This window comes from Paenibacillus durus ATCC 35681, assembly GCF_000993825.1.
GTDB classification, from domain to species: domain Bacteria; phylum Bacillota; class Bacilli; order Paenibacillales; family Paenibacillaceae; genus Paenibacillus_AQ; species Paenibacillus_AQ durus_B.
Genome location: NZ_CP011114.1, coordinates 1,293,297 through 1,312,874, shown reverse-complemented (window position 1 = coordinate 1,312,874; position 19,578 = coordinate 1,293,297). Strand labels below are relative to the sequence as shown.

Below are 19,578 nucleotides of genomic sequence, written 5' to 3'. Positions count from 1 at the left end.
AGCTTCATGATTGAAGGCTCAATGCCTGTTGCACCCGAATGAGGGAAGCCAACGTCCAATACGTTCGTTTTGCCAATGAAGGGTCTTTGGCCTCCAAGGACAACCACATCTTTTCAGATGTGGCTTTTTGTAGGTTGTGCAGCACATATCGTGCGCCGATGTTATACGAGGCATTAAGGTCCGCGTGATACGTTTTGCCTGTTGCGAATACAGCAACATCACGCTTCGTGTTTCGTTGTACAAATCCACTGCCATCAAAAGCGAGCGCACTTGTATTCGCCGGATTGACCATGGAAACCCGCATCCCCAGAAAATGCGCCATTTCGGTCACTTTCGTTTGGATGCGCCGTTTGGCCCAAAACTGGAGTTTGGCGCGAAGCCGCTTGGCTCCCCATGTTCCTCTAGGCAGACGTATCTTGCCTAAATACTCCATGACGATGACATCTGCGCTGTGCTTTTGGGCAAGGGCGATGATTTGATGCGCGGTATCGTGGACGATATGCGTCTGTAAGCCATTTATCCGCCGCCAGAAATTCGGTTTTACGCCTATACCGGACTGTCGCTGGGCCTGTTTCAGTTTGCCTGTGATTTGGCGCATCCGGTCTTTTTCTTTGGCTTGGTTGATAAAGGTCTTCGCCAAGACAGTGCCGCTTGCGTCCATCACGGAACAGACTGCGGAATTCGTTAACCCTAAATCAACGGCACACACCCGCTGCTTGGAACGTTCCGCCTGAGTCAACTTCACATCCCCCTCATAGGCGATATGAAGGGCATAGCGTTTTCCTTTCCGAACCAATGTGGGGCTGCATTCTTTCATGCTCCACACGTTACGTTTAAATAGGTCCTGCCTTTTAAAGGTAATGGGGAGCCAGACCCAATCGCCTTGATGAAATACCTTGATCTTGGCTGTCGTATCGGAGGTTCGAATGAACATGTTGCCTTTGTACAAGCAAGGGAACGCCTGATGCTGGGCTTGGAGTGTCGGCGGTTTCTTCGAAAAGCGTTTCCCATCTTGCTGGGCGTGTTGTCGCTCGGCTTGCCAAAGCTGAAAACGGGAATGATGACTTTTCATAATGCCAAATGCTTCGGCAATGGCACTTCTGCGGAAGTACGAAGGAAACTTATAAAAGCGTTGATCAAACTCGGCGTAGAGCGGATTTGGATTGTTCTTGGTACGGTGCATCAGCCGTTCTACCGCCGTCACCATCGCTTGGGTGGATAACGATTCCAAGGCCATAAACTGCTGTTGAATGACCGTAATCAAGAACGACAGCGCCTCTTGGTACACATGGAGAGTCGCATCTAGCATGCGGTGGTGAGACGTAATCGGATATTTGAGTGTTTTGACCACCTTCATGAGATACGCCTCCCTCGCAAGTTTGATGGATCTAGCATAACACAAGAACATATGTTTGTTAAGTAGACGTGTCTAACCCCCACCTTCGCTGTGGAGTGGTGGGGGACTACGACACTAAATCTCTTCAATATCGGTTTGCGGGTCCGGACGGTGGAGCTGGTAGAGGTCGATATGGTCCGTTTGGAGCCGACGCAAGCTGTTTTCGACTTCCTGTCTGATCCACAACCTTGAGCTTCCGCTTTGATTCAGCCCTTTTCCCATTGGCATTCCGACTTTTGTAGCAAGCACAACCTCATTTCGCCGTCCCTTTAAAGCTTTCCCGACAATTTCTTCCGAACCTCCGGCCCCATAGACGTCAGCGGTGTCAATGAAGTTGATGCCATTTCCGATAGCGGTATCCACGATTTGAATGCATTCTTCCTCGTTCGTGTTCCCCCATGATCCAAACGCTCCTGTACCCAAAGTAAAATTGCTTACTTTCATGCCTGTACGTCCCAAATTCCGGTATTCCATATTAATTACCTCCCAAGGCTTTAATCAGTTCTTCTGTGGTAAGAATTTCATGGACGATGGTCGGACCGTTGATCTCATGCGCCGCATGCATCGCCTCCCGGCTAAAGGCCGCTGTCGCATCTTTTACGAGCGTGACATGGTAACCAAGCTCCATTCCAAATCTTGCAGTCGATTCAATGCACGTATTCGCCAGCATACCGATGATAATAATTTTGCTGACGCCGTGCATTTTAAGCTGGTGATCCAGGTCCGTATTCGCAAAGCCGCTTTGAGACCAATGCTCTTTGATGATAATGTCGCCTTCCTGCGGCTGGAAATCGGGATGGAACTCGCCTCCCCAGGTGCCTTTGGCAAATGGTTGGGCTTTGGCTGAAGCCAGCTGATAAGGTGTCGGATATTTCCATGTTGAAAAATCTCCCGGTTCAAAGCGGTGATGCGGCACGAAAAACACTCGAATACCCGCCTCCCGGACCGCTGCAACGATTTCTTTCAGATGCTCCAGCATGTTCACGGATTCCGCCACTTCTTTGGCATACGGATAGAGCTTGCCTTCGGAAGCCAGGAAGTCGTTATACGGGTCCACCAGCAGAAGTCCTGTATTCGTGCTGTCATATTTTTTGTCTGTCATTTTAAACACTCCTTATTTATAATTATGATTTCATTAACCCGCGAGCTTGTTGTTCATATTTATGGAGCAAGTACAAGGAAATAAGGGGCAGCAAGCACAGTCCGAGATAAATGTTCTGAAACACGCTGGCCATCTCCGTTCCTTTTTGCAGCACAATCAGCATCCCCGTAATGCCTACTCCGAACGCGCCTCCGAAGAAGCCGCCCAGTTGGTTCATACCCATACCCGCCCCCATGTGTTCTAAAGAGAGATAATGTGATATTTCATTGGAATTACTGGCGGTCAAACTGGAAAATCCTAGACTCATAAAAAAATAACTGATGAGAACACCGTAGGCGGAGAGACTTGCCACAGTTGCAAACAGGATGACGGAAAGCAATAGGAACCCAGCCCCCCATTTGGAGACGATGCCGTTTCCAACGCGGTCGATGATTTTTCCTATTTGTCTTGAGGCAAACGCAGTAACGATCGCACCTGGGAATATAATCAATCCGATTTCTACCGGACTCCGGTGAAAGACTTGAGCCAGCAGGATCGGCATCGCGAACAGCGTGGCAAAATTGATGAAATACGCGGTGAAGCTGATTGACAGCAGTTGTCTAAACCTTTTCTGGCGAAGCAGTTCCGGATGGATAAACGGTGAACGGATACGATTGATATGCCACCACAGCAGCCCCATCGTAATTAGACTAATGAGAAGCGCCCAAAGCGCAAAAGTTGTAACGAACAGCAGCAGACCCGTAATTGAAGCTGCTACCAGCAAGCTTCCGGCGATATCAAATTGGACGGACCTTTTCTCTTCCATAGGCACATGTCTGTTAAAAATTGGAGTGATAAACAGAACTGCCGCAGTCATGACGAAGAGGAAGTTCCATCCGAGATACTGTGTCAGGGCTCCCCCGACCACCGGTCCCAATCCGAATCCAAGTGATGTTCCTGAAGCAATGAATGACATGGCGCTGCCTCTTCGCTCCTTTGGGATATATCTAGAGAACAGCACATAGCCTAGCCCGGGAAATGCCGCAGCTCCTATTGCCTGAAAAATCCGGGCGGTCATTAATAGAATAAAGGTATGGGCGAAGTAGCCGAGTAATGAGGACAGTACCAATAAAAAGGCGCCGAACAGAACCATTTTACGGATCGGTAAAAAATCGGTCAGCCGGCTGTAAGTAATGGTTGCTATCCCAAAAATAATGGAATATGCGGTTACAATCCAAGAAGCGACCGTTGGCGTTAACGAAAACTCATGGGCTACTCTGGGCAGAGCCACGTTGAACATCGTCGTATTCATGACCACGAGCATCGCGGCCAAGCTCCAAAAGGGGACGATCAGTTTCTCATTAAATGATTTTTCTCTTGCATTGAGTATCTCTATCTCAGATATGGCTTCCATAAAAAAACCTCCCACTCCCATATTCCTCTTATAAGAAAGTCCGAGTAAATCCTTACTCGCTTAAAAACGCGGAGACATGCAGGACAAACCGTTCAGGATATTGAAACAGGAATCCGTGCCCGGAGTCGGGATAGAGTATCAACTGGGCATTCGGTATATGCTGCGACATAATAAAGGAATTGATGGTCGGAGCCATGATATCGTTATCACCGTTCGCGACTAGAACAGGCTGTTTAATCTCAGCCAAACGGGGATAGGCTGTATCCGGTCCGGCAGCGAAACCGATCAGTGCTTGTGTCTGCGCCTTTATGGTTTCAGCTGTAACCAGCGGCGCGCGATCCGTCTTTCTCCATTGAAGACGCTCCAGATACTCACGGCCCTTGGCCTGACTGGTTTCTGTCGGCTCGAAGAACAGGAATAAGAAATCTTTATCCTCATTAACAGGCGTGGTCATCACTTCAAACACTCCGTCTCTCGATCTTTCGGTGTCTTCGCCCGCTCCGGGTCCTGTTCCGGCAAGAATGAGACGGCGAACCAGGTCCGGCCGTTTCAGCGTCACATGCTGCACCACCATGCCGCCCATTGAGAACCCGATTAAATCGACTTGCTCAAGACCAAGCGCTTCAATAAAAGTGATCGCATAGTCGGCCATATCAGGGACGTTATTAGGCGTAACCCCTGTAGACAGTCCCACACCGGCGCTGTCGAACAGGATAACGGTTCTCTCCTTGGCGATGCCGTTAACGACAGCCGGGTCCCAGTCATCCATCGTGCCCCGGTAACGGTGGCAGAACACAAGCGGAACTTCCGACTCCGCTCCGAACTTGCGGTAGGCGAAGGTGATTCCTCCGGCTTCCACGTAAGAGGTTGGTACAGTCTCCGCCGTCAACGCGCTTAATGCTTCTTGATTAATCATAGATAATCTCTCCTTTTTTGATGGAATAATTTATTGGAGATTCGCAAGAACCTCAGGGCTGAACGGTTGAATATCTTCATAATATGATAGTCAACAGCGCTCTATCTTTTGAGAACAATCATTCTCAAATGCTTAAAAAAAATTTAATCCAATATAGCCAGCGTCATGTCGATAATGCTTTCCAGCTTCTGTCTGTCAGTTGTTGTTTTAACCAATACCCGAAGACCTGTCAGCGAATTGAGTAAATAATGGGAAAGCTTCTCCGCGTCATGCTGGCTTGAAATTTCCCCAGTAGCTTGACCGTGCGTGATCAGCTCGGAAAGCAGGCTCTCCGTCTTGGCAAAATACTCATTGACCTTAGCCGCTGCTTCCGGATCCAGCAGAGAGAGCTCACACGCTGTATTGACGATCAGACATCCTGGAGGCCGGGCATCATCCACGTTAATTACCATTTCGAAGATGGAACGGATCGCCTGTTTCGCGGATGTTTGATCTTGAATTCGGGCGTCGATTGAAGCTTCCACTGACTCATTATATCGTTCCATCGCTTTCATAAATAAAGCATGCTTGTCTCCGAACGTATCATACATGCTTCGTTTATGAACCCCCATCGTTTCAACCAGATCTTTCATGGAGGTTCTCTCATAACCTTGACTCCAAAATAAGAACATTGCCTTTCGCAGTACCGCATCAATATCAAACTCTTTGCTTCTTGCCATTTTCTCTCACCTCTACCTCCTTGCAAACACATCATAGCATATTGAGAACGATCGGTAAAGAATTTTGTGAAAAAAATTTCCTGTCTCCTCATAGCTGCCATTCCTGAACGAAAAAGCCCATCCGCGATATCCGCGAACAGGCTCTTCTCCAGGCCATTTTAAGCTATACGACTCGGCAGACACTACGGGTTAAGACCGAGAGTGCCAGACTCAAGGAATACCGGTTATACCGCAATGACTTCGACGGCTCCCGCTCCGATTCCCTTAGAGAAATCCAGCACCTTGAGCTCCCGGGCGTCCACCTTATAAATTACCGTATCCTGCAGCTCGCCCTTCTCCGCTCTTTCTTTAAAGCGAGGATTGCGGCTGCTCAACTGCTGAATCGCCCGGCCGATCTCGGCCGGTTCGGTAATCGGCTCGGCTGTTCCGTGCACGGAAACATTCACAAAGCTGGACAGCTCCTGATTCTCATGCTGGAAGAAAAGGACGATCTTCGGATTTTCCTGAATCTGCTCCACCTTCTTGCTGTTCTTCTGCGTTGAAAAATAGATTGTATACCCGTCGGCCGCAAAGGAACCCAAACTTCTTAAGACAGGCGATTGATCGCTGTTAACCGTCGCCAATACAACAAAACGGGTATCATTTAAGTATTTTACAATCCGGTCCTTTACCTCTTTGCTCATTTCCATTCACTCCTTGTGATATTTTATATTCCGATAATGCTGAATCGTAAGCAAACGGCAAACTGACTTCTGCCGTTAATGAAAGCATCAGGCTGCTGATGGCAGGCTTTTTTGGGCAATGGCAAAAATCGTATAGTTGCTGAATTGGATCAATCCGTCACCATTTCGCTGCTTTTCAAGCTCCGCTTCAATATCAACCTTGGCCTGCGGACGAAGCTCATCCGGAACATGATTCAAGTAGTTGCCGAAGGAACTGGCCTCAATAAAGCGGGTGATCTCCTCAGCGGAGCGGTATTTGCGTTCACTCTCCTTAATTTGCACGTCCTTGACCTTTAACCCGTTGTTCGCGAGCAATTGAACGAGGCCGGTAGTTGTAAGTCCATGAAGATTCTGTATGCTGTCGGCAAAATTCACGGCCTGCTTGTACAGTCCTCCAGATAGGACACTGTTGGTAATACGGTTAAGTCCGGTGATGCTGTTCAATTCTCTGGCTCCAGTGGCAAAACCGGCCTTCCCGCCGGGTTTAAGCACCCGGTAAATTTCCTGCAGCGCTTTTTCTTTGTCAATTACCCAGTGAAACACGGCGTTCAAATAAATGATGTCGATACTGCTGTCTGGAATAAAACTAAGATCCTCGGCCAAACCGATCTTGTATACGGCATTGGCTTGCCGATTCTTGTCATTGGCAATTTTGACGCGTTCTTCCAGAGGGTCGATGCCCAGAAAACTTCCGGTATCCCCGATAATTTCGCCAATGTGACGGCCTAAACGGCCGGTGCCGCTTCCGATATCAAGAATTGATTGCCCGGGCTTAACATCCAGCTTCTCAACCAGCAGCGTTCCATTCTTAAATTGTGAATTGCTGATTTCGTCATAAGCTTTTGCAAGATCCTCGCTATCATTCGTAAAATGCACAGTCATGATTTCATCGCTTCCTTTCGGATCTAGAGAATTGGCTTACTTTCCCGAAACGCAAAAAGAGGTCTGATTTGAAATCAAACCTCCAGTAGTCTGGTCAGCTAAATAATATCCACTATTCCACTCGGCATTCATCTTATTTCACATGATAGTTATGCGCCAGCCAATTGTCAATATTTAAATTTTTTAATGAAGTGAACACTACTTCCCTCTTCTTCGATACAAATCGATCGACTTATAGCCTTGGGCCAAAATATCCTTCATTTCGGTTAAACGTTTCTCCTGTGTCTCGCTTCTTTTTGCGCTGTATATGTAACGGGCCCAATCTTTCTGGTAACCAAAGGTTAATTGATTGTACAGATCCAATACATCCTTATCGTTTTCCAAATGATTCTTGATTTCCGAAATGGATTCGATGTAATCGTCAACGCATTGACTGCTCTTGGTGCTGGCGGTTTTTTTTGATTTTGGAGCCTGCGACTTTAGTCCGACGACTGTGAACACCTCATCCAGACTGACCATCCTTGAAAATTTCAAGCGGCTGTTCTGTACATATCCTTCCTCGTCCACGGGGATGTGAACCATGAAGCTGTCACGGTCTATGTATTCTTTGTACTTCGGATTATTTTTCTTGGGATAAGCGAAGTATAAATATCCGTCATCATTTAATGCCTGGTTGTCAATGACGTACTGCAAGTGGCTGCTAAATTGCTCAAGATTAAAAATAAAGATAAAAATCAAATCATATTGCTCTTTTTTGAAGGCAGAATCAAAGTCCAATTCATTAAAATCATCAATGTCCTCCGGTTTATTCAGAATCAGTTTCGAAGGATATTTACTGAGATTCAGTTTTGTTATTACGCTGCTCTTCGAATTCATGTTCATGATGATGCCTCCACACTCGCTTAGTGTAGTAACTAAGAAATATTATAGCCGAATCCGCTTGTTCCGCTAACCATAATGCCAAAAAAAAGAGTTATCCCCCAAGCAGCTTCAACCGCGTGAAGGATAACCCTTAAGAAAATGATGTTAGTTAATCAAATCAGACTTTTGTAGAAGTCTCTGAATAATAGCGGCAACCTCGGCTCTGGTGATGTTATCCTTCGGTGCAAGTTGGCTGTGGTTTCTGCCGGAAATAATGCCTGCTTGCAAGCAGTCGGCCGCACTATTCTTCGCCCACCCGGAAGTCTTATTCGCATCCGCAAATGGTCTCAGAACTTCTCCTGCTTCTTTAGACGGGAGCTTTGCTTTCAGGTCGGTGATCGTCATCGCTTTCGCGATGATGGCCATCGCCTGTTCTCGCGTAATCTTGTCGTCCGGACGGAAGGTGCCGTCTTCAAAACCGGTAATCAGCTGGTAGGCATAGGAGGTTTGAATAAAATCATTGTACCAATCCGATTGCTGTACATCCGAAAATGGAGCAGCATTCCCCTCCGGCTTCAGTCCCAAGCCCCGAACGACGATTGCCGCAAACTCCGCACGCGTAATGTCTTGATCTGGATTGAACATGTCGCTGCCGCTGCCGCCCACAATCATTCGTGAACCCATGTCGTTCACCGCATCTTTTGCCCAATGCTTGGCGACATCCTTGAACTCAAGGGGATGCCAGACAACGGAATACGTACTGTTCGTCAAACTGTTCACTTCTGCGAAGTATTTCCCGTCAACCTTAACGATTTTCGTTGGCACATGGCGGACGGCTCCATCCGGTTCAATCACAACTCCTGTGGTGATTTTTTGGGGATCTGCGCCATCTGGAATGGCAAGCGTCCGTTCCACGTAGGCATTGAACTTGGACACTTCGACCTTCGCATCCCCGTAAATTCCTCTGACCGTGAAGTTAAGCGGCGGAGCGACAATCGTAAACTGGCCTTTGGACGCCGCGTTCTCTACGGTCTTCACCGTGTCTGCCTTTGGTGCGGCGATTTCGATCTGTACCTTGATATCCTGAAGCGCTACAGGCTTTCCAAGCTGATCCGATAAATGATTAATATTGATCTGCTGGGCAGGCAGCGTGTAGGTGGCATTCTCGGTTTTGATTACCAGAACCGCCTGTTTTTGCTCCATGTTCTTAACCATCTGGCCGTTCAGTTCGCCAACCACGACATCCGCTTTCGTATTCACCGGTATCGTAATTACCGCATGCTGATCTTCTGCCGCAAGGATGGCGTCAAGCTTCTTCGGATCAATCACTACAGTCGTAACCGTTTGGTCATTCACTTTAGTTGTTGTTGCCGTGCCGATAGATTGCACTTTACCATTTTCAAGCGCATCGACTCCTGTATTCATTGGCTGTGGTATGCTTGGAGTGGTCGGCTCAGCAGGTGTGCTGCCGTGCGGTGTTACGGCATTGGAGACAGCGGAAGCCGCACTGCTGCCAACACTATTAATCGCTTTTACCGTAAACGTGTAAGTCGTTCCATTCTGAAGTCCGGTTATTGTAATGGGACTGGCTGTTCCTGCCGCAATGATATTGCCTGGCGAAGAGGTGACCTCGTAACCAGTAATTGCACTTCCGCCGTTATCCGTAGGAGTCGTAAAGGTAACGGTCGCTTGGCCATCGCCTGCTGTCGCAATAATATCTGTCGGTGCAGCAGGAACCGTCAGCGGCGTTGCGCTTGCTTCATTGGAATATCCGCTTATTCCTCCGTCATTTCCAGCCTTGACCGCAAAATAATAAGTTGTGCCGTTGGTTAGACCTGTCGCGGTGTAGCTATAAGTTGATCCGCTTACGGTCGTCAAGGCGCTTTCACCATATTCGCCGGGGGCTGTTCCTTGATATATTTCAAAATAGGTGGCTCCGGTCACGCTGTTCCAGCTTAATTGTGCCTGGCTATTGCCTCCAATGGCGGTAAGTCCAACGGGTGACACGGGCGCCGAAACCTGAGGTGTCGCGGAAACTTCATTGGAGTATGTGCTGCTTCCGCTGTCATTTGCCGCCTTGACCGCGAAATAATATGTTTTGCCATTTTCCAGACCCGTTGCTGTGTAATTATAAGTTGATTCACTCACAGTCGCCAGGGCGCTTTCACCATATTCGCCGGGTGCTGTTCCTTGATATATTTCGTAATAGGTGGCTCCGGTCACGCTGTTCCAGCTTAAGCTCGCTTGGCCGTCACCCGCGGTTGCCGCAAGTCCGGTTGGAGCAGCAGGAACTGGCGCTGCTTCATTAGAGATATTATTAATTGCTTCATCTATATCGGGATCCAAGCTTTCATAAAGATTAAAGGTTTTCATTTGATCTGGAGCCAGGCTTCCGAGTGCGCCGGTTAATCCGATCCATGTGTCCTCAGATGATTCAGGCTTCAGCAATCGGCTTCCATCGGGATCGTAAGCGGCGGCTGCATAAGGGTCGTTTCCATACCCTACCGATGCTCTTACGTTCGGGTCGGCAGACATCAGGACTAATGCGTTGCCGGTTATGGGTCCTTTTGAAATCACGATTGCGCTAGAATCATTAGGAGGATTTTGAGGCACAGAATTTAACGTATTATAAGTGCCATTCATATCCATGTCAATGTCAGGATCGACGCTTCTCATATAGCGCACATCGTACACCGTTTCATCAGAGATGTTCTTCAATTTAACGGACACCTTGAAATACTTATCATTAACTCCAAATGAGACCGTCTGCTCCACTTGAATTTTTCCGTCGGAGGTTGTACCGATCGTTCTCGCCGCCAATGTATCCCCGCTGGAAATATCGGTAGTTACTGACGGAATCTGACTTGATCCCGTTCGGGCAGCATTCATAAATTTGTTGATCATACCCGTCTCTGATCCGCTGCGGTAACCGACGATAAAGGCTTCATAAGGCCCCCCTGGAAGGAAGTAGTCCCCGCTGTTCATAGGGCTTCCCGTATCATAGCCGTCGTTATCCACGTTAAAGCCTATAGCCGGTCTTCCTCCCGTTGGATGAAATCCGGCCGGTGCGGAGCTTGCCGTACCAAATGAACCGATGCCCGCAATGCCCACTTCAATAAAGTTGCCACCCAAGAACACGTCATTTCCTACTTTTTCATGACGCGCCCCCGAAGCCGCTTGGACTTGAGCAGGTATCGCAAAAGGGTAAAGTGTAATCGACAGGATTATCAGAAATATTGCATGTTTTTTTAGTCTCACGATCCGTCCCTCCAAGTTATAAATACAACCAATGTACTACATTTGTTATTACGGTAATCTGCCCGATTTCATACTGTGTGCTTGTCTCAATCTCCTTTCGCCTTTTTTCTACTTGTTTCAATATTTTTCACAGAATTGATTATAGCAAGGGCCTCTAAATCGATTCTAAACATGAATAAAGCCCCAGAGCCTGTGAAGAAAGGCCTAAGGGCTTGTCATTTTTTTACACTGATTATATATCCTTATCGTTTCCTGGCTGGGTTCAATTCCAAGGTCTGCATGCAAGAGCTTAACAAAGGCTTCGTAATGACGGTTCAATGAAGCGTATTCGCCCTGCCGGGCATAAGTGGTAAGCAAGAGGCGGCATATCTCTTCCGAGTAGGGGGCTTTCTTCTCTGCAAAATGCAGCCGCTCAAGCGCTTTCCGTTCAAAACCGTGTTCTATCTCATACGCTGCGACCCTGAGCACAAAATTCAAATAACGTTCCAGCAAATTGCTCTTCAGGGTCTCCGTCCAAGGATAATCATATTCTTCCAGGTAATCGCCCCGGTAGAGTGCAAGGATATTTTCATAAAAAAGCCGGTTCTGCCCGGTAATAGCCGGCTCCCGATCAGTTGCCCGTTCAAATTCCGATACATCGTACAGGATTCCATCCAGAACAAGACGGTAGCTGTCCAAAGCATATTCAACGGATATCTGGCCCTGCCACTCTTTGACCAGCTTTCGAATCTGGGATACGGTGGTATGTAAATAGGTCAGCGCCTTGTCCTTGGGATAATCGGGCCAGAGTGTTTCGAGCAGGATTTCCTTGGCAATCCACCGTTCCCGGTGATGGAGCAAATAAGCAAACAACTCTTGGGCTTTCGCCGTCTTCCACTTTAACTGCCTGTCATTACCCGCGCCGTCATCAAAAGACAAATGACCAAAGCAGCGTACCCTCCAATTGCCAAAGCTGTTCACTTCCCTTACCGGGATGCTCCGCTCGATATAATTCAGCGTCTTAGCCAGACGATCCGGGTCAATCGGCTTTAATACATAGTCAAGCGCATGAATTTCGAAGGCTTCGATCGCATACTCCGAATATGCTGTTATGTAGACGATGCGAATGTCACTGTTCAGTTGCTGAATTTGCTCCCCCGCTTCCAGCCCGTTCATCTCAGGCATGTCCATATCGAGAAATACAACATCCACTTTGGACCTGGCCAGATGCTCAAGCCCTGCTTGGGCAGAGGTATACTTCCCTTCAACTTGGAACCGTCCATCGGTGAGCAGCATCATTTCCAGATACATTAAGGCAGGCTTCTCATCGTCAATCAGTATGCATGTTAGGATAAAGCTCCCTCCTTTCCTTGGCTGTGACCGCCGGATGATTCTTTAGGAATCTCAAAGTAAACCTCAGTTCCCTGATGCGGCCGGGTCTCCACTTGCAAGCCCCTTCCATACAGCGACAGAAGTCTCCGGTCAATATTCATTAGCCCCACACCCGAGCCTGATTCCCCCGACAAAATCATTTCCAGCCGCTCCTTCGGCATCCCGATTCCATCATCCTTTACCGTCACCTTGATGGTCTGGTCGGTTTCCTGAATGCCCAGTTGAATGGTGCCGCCTGCCGCTTTTTTCATAATTCCATGCCTGACCGCATTCTCTACAATCGGTTGAATGGTAAGAGGCGGAATGAGGGTATTCATCGATGCATGAATGTCATAGGATACCTTCAGGCGCTCCTCGAAACGCGCGCTTTCCAAAGACAAGAATGCCTTGACCAGTTCTAATTCTTTATGCAGCGGAATGAGCTTGTCGCGGTTCTGAAAATCGAAGCTTCCCCGTAAATATTTACTTAAATCCAGGAGCAGCTCGGTTGCCTTGGATGATTCCACTTTGGACATATAAATAATCGTATTCAGAGCATTGTACAAAAAATGCGGTTTAATCTGCGCCTGCAAAAAGGCCATCTCTGTGCTTACTGCGTTCTGAACGGATCGGCGAAGCGTAATTAAGGTGCGGACTCTCGCCCTTAGCTCTATCGCATCAACAGGTTTGTCCAGGTAATCATTAATTCCCGACTGAAAGGCAAGCTCAATATCATCCGCCCGGCTTCGCGCCGTTAGCATAAGAACCGGAAGTCTGAACAACGGATATACTAGGCGAATCTCCCTGCACAGTTCCAGCCCCGACATCCCCGGCATCATCCAGTCGGTAATAACCAGATCAATATTTCGGCTCAGAGAGAGCTGCTCCATTGCAGCAGTCCCTTCATTGACAGCAATAACGCGGTAGTTATCTACGGAAAGAATATCTGTTAATACCTGCAAATTTACAGGGTCATCGTCCACTATCAACAAAGTGCCCTCCACAGGCTTCTTCTCCGTTGCGGCAGCTTGTTCGGCCAAAGCGGTTGGCCCCCGCCCCATAAAGGTAACTTGTTTTAAAGCGGTCCTCGATTCGGGTAACAGGGGGATGTCCGCCACTGGCACCGTAAAGAAGAATACCGATCCTTTATCCGGTTCGGATTCCACCCAAATCCGGCCGCCTCCAAGCTCGACAAGTTTCTTGGTGATGCTTAGTCCAAGTCCCATCCCAAGGAAAGCAGGGTCTACCGGCTTCCCAATCTCCCCGAAGGGCAGGAATATCGTATCATGCCGTTCAGCGGCAATGCCAATTCCGGTATCCGCCACGGCAATCTTCACTTCACGGCCACAATCCTCGGCAGAAACGGTAATCGTTCCTTCAGCCGTAAATTTAATGGCGTTTCCCAATAAATTATATAAAATTTGCTGGATGCGATTTTCATCGCCATTCAGGAGCGGCAGATTTCCAGGCCACTCTTGCACAAACTGCAATCTTTTTCCGCTGCCGGTTGTAAAGATCAGGATATCGAGAACCGCCGAAACGACGGGCCGAAGATCTACCGGACGCTGGTCAAGGATAATGTCGCCATTTTTCAGCCTGGCCCAATCCAGAATATCATTAACGAGCAAGGATAGCCGCTTTCCTGTCGCTGCAATCATGGAAAGATGTTGCTTCTGCTTCGGATTCAGTTCACCCGCCACCCCTTCCAGCAAAGAAGACGACATATTTACAATTCCATGGAGCGGTGTCCGCAGTTCATGAGACGTGCTGGCCATGAATTCGTCCTTCAGCCCGTCAAGCGTCAGAAGCTTTTGCGACAGCTGCTCTACTTCATGAAAAGAATTCGCCGAACGAAATGCGGACTGCAGCGCTTGTGCGATAAGAAAGATCAGTATGCCGTAAGAGCTTAACAGTTGACTCTCAAGCTTCCCGTACACATTCAGCAGGCTGACGATAATGACAATAAGCAGGCTTAAAATATTTACAAGCATAAAGAGCCTGTCCAAGCTGCGCAAACGCAAGCTTTTTATCATCATATAGATGATATATCCTAAAATGAACATAGACCATACGAGCCAGACCCCATCCCACTTGGAGAACAGGAGCGTAGGAACACATAACGCCACAATGATGTCGACCCCGGTAATCCATCTGCACAGCAGCAGGACAGGTCTGTGAACGGCTGCCCGGGAGTACAACGCAACATAATGAACGACGCAAAAGTACACGCCCACAGAAGCTATCATCTGCAGTCTTAATACCGCATCATAAGGAAGAGCGGGAAATAGGTCTCCTATGACCTTCTCGCCATGAGTCAGCACATAAATGCAGGCGAATAATGAAATCCCCCCTAAATAGAGAAGGGAAGTCTCCTGTCTGCGCAATCGATACATTAGCATAAAGTAAACGGTTGAGACCAGGAAGCCGAAGGCGATCAGCGAGTCGCCAAAAAATTCCTTTTTCTCAATATTCATTATCGCTTTGTAATCACCGAACGAGATAGGGTACACCATCCCTCCCGATGAATAGCTGTAGTTGGCGATTTGCACCAGGATTTCAATTTCCCCGCCATTGATAGAAGCAAACCCGGCATAAGGGATATTGCGCTGGCCGCCTTCCTTACCAGGTGCAGCAGGATCACCGCTCGCTCCAACCTCTGTCCCGTTAACAAAAATCCGGTTCGCAGACCGGATATTATCCGTTTTGATCCCGTAAATCTTATTTTCACGCTCCGGTACCAGAATGCGCAGGCGGTAGGTTGCGTAACCCGTAGCTTTGTGGCTGCCGGGGCTACCCATATAGCTATTCCAGACGCCTGGTACATGAACGAGACCTGTAAACTTGGGTGTCTTATCAGGAGACGAATGGGATGTTTGAAAGCTTTCGGGCGTCAGCAATTGATCGCGGTAAAATTCCCACTCCCCTTTAAGCGGAACAACCCCATTCGCCTGAAAGTCCCATTTTCGCAAATCCAGCACCCCTCCTAACGACGAAGTATGCAGAGAGGCTGCATGGATATAATTAAATATCCAGAATATAGGAACTATAACAAGGAATATCGCAATTACTAACACAGCCGGCCACTGTTTGAGCATCCATTTTCTCCTCCCGTCCGCAGAAACAAGCTCCTCTTCATATCAAGCGCTGACAACTTTGATAAGCTGTAACCCGTAGAATGAACACTTTGGAAAAAGTGACCCTCCTGCGGGTTTTTGTGTATGGGAAAAAAGAGGAAAAGGTTCACAGAACAGGAGATTCAATTACTAGCGGAATTTTACGTTATGGAGCTTGCAGAACCTCAACTCTGACCTCTTTATCTGCCCGTTTTATTAACTGCTGTACTTCTCGCCGTTCTACCGTTTCCTTTGGCCGCTTCCCTAGCCTTGCCGTTTGCCTTCCCATTCCCCGGATTGCCTTGCTTAAACCATTCGGATTTGGGCTTTCGGTCGTGGTTCGCCTTGGACTTGGCAAGCGAGGACGGTTTGGCCGGACTTGACGATTTGGACGGCTTGGACGATTTGGCAGGTTTGGCGACTGCCGGTTTCGATAACCTGTCCCTTTTGAGGGAGTCCGGAGTCCGCTCCATCCTAAAGGAATGATCCTTGACTTCGGGAATCTTTTTGCCGATTAATTTCTCAATATCCTTAAGAAAGGGGAGTTCTTCGATTTCGCAAAAAGAAATCGCCGTACCGCTCAGTCCCGCTCTGCCGGTACGGCCAATCCGGTGAACATAGGTCTCCGGTATCTGGGGCAGATTGTAGTTGATCACATGGGAGAGCTCGTCAATATCAATCCCCCGGGCGGCGATGTCCGTCGCTACCAGCACACGGGTCGTCCCGTTTTTAAAGTTTCGCAGGGAATTCTGACGGTCCGTTTGCGATTTGTTGCCGTGAATGGCCTGTGCGGTAATGCCCGCTTTGGTCAAATCTCGGGTGACACGGTCCGCGCCGCGTTTGGTCCGTGTAAAAACCAAGGCGGAAACAATCGTTTGATCCTGCAGCAGCCGGTTTAACAGTTTCTGCTTAGTGCCCTTTTCGAGCAGATAGAGCGACTGCTTGATACGGTCAACCGTAGACGATACTGGGGTGATTTCAACCTTCACCGGATTCACCAGAAGCGACTTAACCATGTTGGTGATTTCCGGAGGCATCGTTGCCGAGAAGAAGAGCGTTTGTCTTTTGGCGGGCATCTTGGCAATAATCCGCTTCACATCGTTGATAAAGCCCATATCCAGCATTCTATCGGCTTCATCCAGTACCAGAATTTTCACATTTTGCAGATCCACCCGCTTCTGATTGATCAGATCGATCAGTCTCCCCGGTGTGGCAATCAGGATATCCGTTCCGAGACCCAGCGCCCTTTCTTGGACTTTTTGCGATACGCCGCCAACGACCGCTGTGCAGCGTAAAGAGGTGAACTTACTGTAAGCGCCAATATTTTCCGCGATTTGCAGCGCCAACTCCCTGGTCGGGGTCAGAATCAAGGCACGGATAGGTCTCGCTGAGCCCGATCGGCTTGCCTGCTCATGGAGCAGCTGGATAATCGGCAAAGAAAAAGCGGCGGTTTTCCCCGTTCCGGTCTGCGCACAGCCAAACAAATCTCTGCCAGCTAACACGGACGGAATAGACTGCTCCTGTATCGGTGTTGGCGTTGTATAATTTTCTTTGTCCAAAGCTTTCAAAAGGGAAGGAATCAGATTCAAATCTTTAAAATTCATGTTATCTCCTTATAGTCGATTTCTTACAGCGTGTCCACAGCACTGCTATTAGTCTTGACTAATAATAATATCACACAAAATGAAAAAAGAAGCGGTTTGGCGTCGTCATTGAAAATATTCCTTTAGCTGATTGCCCCAAGGATTATCATGCACATCAAATTGGGTTAATTGCGGGGTGAATATGCCCTTATCACTCGGTCGTGACAAACGTATAATGTGGTACATTCGTACACAAAAAGTTATGAGAGGATAAATCAGATGATTGAACTAGTCTTGGCTTTTCAGGATAAGGATGGGAAATATGCTGAGCATGCTGGGGTCGTTCTTGCATCAGTTTTCCACCATACCAGTTCCCCTGTTAATGTTCATATTTTGCATGACGAGACTTTAAACGAAGATAACAAGCAAAAACTCATTGAATTAACAACCAGATTTAACCACACGATTAATTTCTATCACATCATTATACCTGAGGATATGCTTCAGGCAATGGCGGGCGTTGGTTCCATTAACATATGGACGCAGGCCAGTATGTACCGATTACTTCTTCCTGCATTAATTCCGGTGGACAAAATTATTTATCTGGACTGCGATGTTCTGGTAAACATGGACATTACGGAGCTGTGGCAAATAGAACTGGGTAGTTATTATTTGGGTGCAATTCAGGATCAGGGCATTATGGCGGTAGCGCAAAATATCAATTCCAAGGGTCTAAATCCAGATATTTATTTTAACTCCGGGGTTCTTTTATTTTCTTTGAACAATATCCGGGCCAATCCTCGCTGGTACGAAGAGACGCTGAATTTTTTTCGGAACTTCCCCGACACTACCATGCCTGATCAGGATGCATTAAATGGAGTGTACGGGGGCAATTACCTCCCGTTGGATGTGCGCTTTAACTCGTTCAGCCTAGCCTCCGTTGATCATGACTTTACGAATAAAATTGTCCATTTCGCCGGAACGGAAAAGTGTTGGGATGCTAATTCTATAGGCGCAGAATTGTACCAGAATTACCTTAACCTAACGCCGTGGAGTGTACAGCAGCCTCAAAAGGCAGTGGAATTACATCCTACCCAAGTCCATCCTACGGTTGTTCAGAAAAATAAGAAACGCAAGAGCGCGAAGAGATATCGGAAACGCATATATAACACAGCTTCCCATAACAGCTTGAAAAAACGCAGAACACGGAAAGTTTTCCTGGGAAAGCTGCCATTTAAAAGAAGCAGACGAACGAAGATCAGCCTGATTGATCTGCCCAGTTTGAGATTGATCAGACTCATCAGAACCAATAAAGGTCATCAGCACAAAGAGACGAGTTCGACACCCAATCTGCCGTTGAGAAAACATATTTAATCCCGCTGGTATCCATCCAAAAAGCCGTGTTCTTGTGGACGCGGCTTTTAATATGAGGTTACAAACCCTTCGATTTTTTCCACTGTTCATGGTTCCTCAGTACTTTCTTCCATAGATCATCCCGCTGTTGGCTGGAATAGTTAACGAGGTGCTCACCAAAAATATCCCCCAACACTTCAAACCATTGCGATTTTGTGAGTATCTCCATTTTTTCAACACCCGTTTTCTTCCGTTTGCTCCAGATACAACCTCTAAGTTCGTTGCTTCCTGAAGCATGCCTATGCTGAACAAGACACAAATTCGCCCAAGGCGAATCCTCCGACCGGCTGTAATAATCGTGCTTCGCCTCAAATTCTTCCATATTAAGCACAACCTCGGGGGCAAAATCCACCCCTATAAATGGAGCGGGAAAATCATGTTCCAATCTCCAACCATTTTTGACTATACCAGACTCCTTGACCCCATAAGTAAAAGGACCCTGCTCATAGGCTCCTGCCTGCAGCGGCAGCGGCTCATAGGGCATATCCCCCAGGCCGACATCAACGATCCATCTCTCTTCCTCTTGCTCATTGGCCAAACTCACGGTTAATCCAAGGTGAAAAGAGTCAATCCGAGGCTCTTCTCCCACGGGCTGAACGCCGCCCCTATGCCAAAAAACTTGATAACCCAAGGAACGAAGGAGTTCGCTGAACGCTCCATTAAGGTGAAAACAATAACCACTTCTACCGTTTATCATAAGCTGCACAGATTCTCTGACATGAATTGAAGTCGGTTTTCCGGCGAAAATATCGATGGTTTCCCATGGAATATTTTTCACATGAGCTCTATGAAGTTCATACAAAAAGGATCGGGTAGGCAGCTGAATTGAACTGCACCCCGTCAAGTAGACAGTACAAATAATAAAAGTGT

Annotated in this window: 15 protein-coding genes; 1 reads left to right on the top strand and 14 read right to left on the bottom strand. The window is 47.8% G+C overall.

The window, feature by feature from the left end; translation table 11 throughout:
- Positions 1-4: 4 nt before the first annotated feature.
- The 13 genes from VK70_RS05885 to VK70_RS05825 form a co-directional block, all read right to left on the bottom strand.
- Positions 5-1,357, bottom strand: coding sequence for an RNA-guided endonuclease TnpB family protein (locus VK70_RS05885; RefSeq protein WP_046722973.1), 1,353 nt, complete (start codon positions 1,355-1,357; stop codon positions 5-7).
- A gap of 114 nt (positions 1,358-1,471) precedes the next feature.
- On the bottom strand, positions 1,472-1,870 hold the full coding sequence (locus VK70_RS05880; RefSeq protein WP_025694909.1) for an aldo/keto reductase: 399 nt from the start codon (positions 1,868-1,870) through the stop codon (positions 1,472-1,474).
- Between the two features lies 1 nt (position 1,871).
- Complete coding sequence (locus VK70_RS05875; RefSeq protein ID WP_025694910.1) at positions 1,872-2,498, bottom strand: cysteine hydrolase family protein; 627 nt, start codon at positions 2,496-2,498, stop codon at positions 1,872-1,874.
- Between the two features lie 22 nt (positions 2,499-2,520).
- Positions 2,521-3,891, bottom strand: a complete 1,371-nt coding sequence (locus tag VK70_RS05870; protein WP_025694911.1) for an MFS transporter — start codon at positions 3,889-3,891, stop codon at positions 2,521-2,523.
- 52 nt (positions 3,892-3,943) lie between these two features.
- Entirely contained in the window at positions 3,944-4,807 is an 864-nt protein-coding gene (locus VK70_RS05865) for an alpha/beta fold hydrolase (protein ID WP_025694912.1), read from the bottom strand.
- Positions 4,808-4,950: 143 nt separating this feature from the next.
- Entirely contained in the window at positions 4,951-5,526 is a 576-nt protein-coding gene (locus VK70_RS05860; RefSeq protein ID WP_025694913.1) for a TetR/AcrR family transcriptional regulator, read from the bottom strand.
- Between the two features lie 224 nt (positions 5,527-5,750).
- A complete protein-coding gene (locus tag VK70_RS05855; protein WP_201778747.1) occupies positions 5,751-6,209 on the bottom strand; it encodes a pyridoxamine 5'-phosphate oxidase family protein in 459 nt (152 codons plus the stop codon).
- Positions 6,210-6,296: 87 nt separating this feature from the next.
- Positions 6,297-7,130 carry a class I SAM-dependent methyltransferase gene (locus VK70_RS05850; RefSeq protein WP_036639513.1) on the bottom strand — a complete coding sequence of 278 codons (834 nt, stop codon included), beginning with the start codon at positions 7,128-7,130 and terminating at the stop codon, positions 6,297-6,299.
- A gap of 198 nt (positions 7,131-7,328) precedes the next feature.
- Positions 7,329-8,012: a YdeI/OmpD-associated family protein gene (locus VK70_RS05845; protein WP_324607988.1), complete on the bottom strand. Its 684-nt coding sequence runs from the start codon at positions 8,010-8,012 to the stop codon at positions 7,329-7,331.
- Positions 8,013-8,156: 144 nt separating this feature from the next.
- Positions 8,157-11,249, bottom strand: a complete 3,093-nt coding sequence (locus tag VK70_RS26320) for an S-layer homology domain-containing protein (protein ID WP_052755983.1) — start codon at positions 11,247-11,249, stop codon at positions 8,157-8,159.
- Positions 11,250-11,453: 204 nt separating this feature from the next.
- The gene (locus VK70_RS05835) at positions 11,454-12,563 is read right to left on the bottom strand and encodes a response regulator (RefSeq protein ID WP_267885658.1); all 1,110 of its coding nucleotides are present in this window, start codon (positions 12,561-12,563) and stop codon (positions 11,454-11,456) included.
- 11 nt (positions 12,564-12,574) lie between these two features.
- Positions 12,575-15,577, bottom strand: a complete 3,003-nt coding sequence (locus VK70_RS05830; RefSeq protein WP_233277772.1) for a hybrid sensor histidine kinase/response regulator — start codon at positions 15,575-15,577, stop codon at positions 12,575-12,577.
- A 335-nt stretch (positions 15,578-15,912) separates the two neighbouring features.
- Positions 15,913-17,316 (bottom strand): DEAD/DEAH box helicase, encoded by a 1,404-nt coding sequence (locus VK70_RS05825; RefSeq protein WP_025699508.1) that lies wholly within the window; start codon positions 17,314-17,316, stop codon positions 15,913-15,915.
- 258 nt (positions 17,317-17,574) lie between these two features.
- On the opposite strand from VK70_RS05825, the gene VK70_RS05820 reads away from it, so the two are divergent.
- Positions 17,575-18,669: a glycosyltransferase family 8 protein gene (locus VK70_RS05820; protein ID WP_025699510.1), complete on the top strand. Its 1,095-nt coding sequence runs from the start codon at positions 17,575-17,577 to the stop codon at positions 18,667-18,669.
- Between the two features lie 58 nt (positions 18,670-18,727).
- Here VK70_RS05820 and VK70_RS05815 read toward each other — a convergent pair whose 3' ends face one another.
- Positions 18,728-19,570, bottom strand: a complete 843-nt coding sequence (locus tag VK70_RS05815) for an arylamine N-acetyltransferase family protein (protein ID WP_046722970.1) — start codon at positions 19,568-19,570, stop codon at positions 18,728-18,730.
- Positions 19,571-19,578 lie beyond the last annotated feature (8 nt).

Excerpts from the sequence above, each read along its gene's own strand:
- VK70_RS05885 (WP_046722973.1), bottom strand. The coding sequence starts at position 1,357 with ATGAAGGTGGTCAAAACACTCAAATATCCGATTACGTCTCACCACCGC.
- VK70_RS05825 (WP_025699508.1), bottom strand. The coding sequence starts at position 17,316 with ATGAATTTTAAAGATTTGAATCTGATTCCTTCCCTTTTGAAAGCTTTG.
- VK70_RS05850 (WP_036639513.1), bottom strand. The coding sequence starts at position 7,130 with ATGACTGTGCATTTTACGAATGATAGCGAGGATCTTGCAAAAGCTTAT.
- VK70_RS05875 (WP_025694910.1), bottom strand. The coding sequence starts at position 2,498 with ATGACAGACAAAAAATATGACAGCACGAATACAGGACTTCTGCTGGTG.
- VK70_RS05845 (WP_324607988.1), bottom strand. The coding sequence starts at position 8,012 with ATGAACATGAATTCGAAGAGCAGCGTAATAACAAAACTGAATCTCAGT.
- VK70_RS05880 (WP_025694909.1), bottom strand. The coding sequence starts at position 1,870 with ATGGAATACCGGAATTTGGGACGTACAGGCATGAAAGTAAGCAATTTT.
- VK70_RS05870 (WP_025694911.1), bottom strand. The coding sequence starts at position 3,891 with ATGGAAGCCATATCTGAGATAGAGATACTCAATGCAAGAGAAAAATCA.
- VK70_RS05820 (WP_025699510.1), top strand. The coding sequence starts at position 17,575 with ATGATTGAACTAGTCTTGGCTTTTCAGGATAAGGATGGGAAATATGCT.
- VK70_RS05860 (WP_025694913.1), bottom strand. The coding sequence starts at position 5,526 with ATGGCAAGAAGCAAAGAGTTTGATATTGATGCGGTACTGCGAAAGGCA.
- VK70_RS05855 (WP_201778747.1), bottom strand. The coding sequence starts at position 6,209 with ATGAGCAAAGAGGTAAAGGACCGGATTGTAAAATACTTAAATGATACC.
- VK70_RS05865 (WP_025694912.1), bottom strand. The coding sequence starts at position 4,807 with ATGATTAATCAAGAAGCATTAAGCGCGTTGACGGCGGAGACTGTACCA.